This is a genomic window from Oleiphilus sp. HI0079, assembly GCF_001635105.1.
In genome coordinates, this window is the sequence record NZ_LWFT01000326.1 from 1 (window position 1) to 856 (window position 856).

An 856-nucleotide genomic window follows, 5' to 3' on the forward strand; every position below is an offset into this window, starting at 1 on the left:
CCATTTCGCCGGCAAGTACCGAGCAAGCACCACAGTCACCAGAGCCGCAGCCTTCTTTTGTGCCAGTAAGGGTTTGGCGCGTGCGTAAGTAGCGAAGCACGGTCATATCCGGCTGGATACTTGATTCACTGACCTGCTGACCATTTAAGAAAAACGTAATCACGGCGTTTCCTCTGCTCTTGAGTATGTCGTTGTTCGCGCCCGGTGCAACCTTTCAATACCTGGATTTGCCACCGCTTATGTTTTAGTCGCGATGTATGATTCCGCAAATAAGCAAGGCTTATAATCTGGTCGCACCGACCCGCTGATGTGCTGGAATGATTCTATAATAAAAACTTGACCAGTTGGTAAGGTAAATTTGTAAAAAGTGACTTAGCACTAATTAAGCTGATGAATTTACTGCATTCTTTTAGCCTAATTTTGGCTTGTAATTCGATTGTCACAAATCAAATTATGACTAGTTGGTCAATTTTCTGTTGTGGTGGTTGTTATAAGCTATAAGGCTGTTATAGCTTTTTGCTTCGTTGCTTTTGAGGTTAATGCGGTTATATTTCTGACCGGTTAGGCAATACTATTGTTTTTATAGAAAAGTTTTTCTTCGCTGAGTTTTTGGCAAGCGCTTTGCTTAGTAGCGCGAGACAAAATGAAAGTTTAGCAAAAGACTATCCTGACGGTCAGGTAAATAAATGAAGCGTATAGAACTAAAAGGCATCACGAAGCGTTATCCGGGCACAGTCGCGAATCGATCTGTAGCATTGTCGGTTGAGCAGGGTGAGATCCACGCTCTGCTTGGTGAGAACGGCGCTGGCAAGAGTACTTTGATGAAAATCATCTACGGCGTTGTAAAGCCGGATGA

2 protein-coding genes are annotated in these 856 nt (G+C 43.6%); one reads left to right on the top strand and one right to left on the bottom strand.

All coding sequences use genetic code 11. The features are described from left to right. The coding region (locus A3750_RS24825) for a 2Fe-2S iron-sulfur cluster-binding protein (RefSeq protein WP_156498394.1) at positions 1-163 on the bottom strand (163 nt) is incomplete at its 3' end. A gap of 523 nt (positions 164-686) precedes the next feature. On the opposite strand from A3750_RS24825, the gene A3750_RS24830 reads away from it, so the two are divergent. Next, a partial coding sequence (locus A3750_RS24830; RefSeq protein ID WP_156498395.1) for an ATP-binding cassette domain-containing protein occupies positions 687-856 on the top strand: 170 nt, incomplete at its 3' end.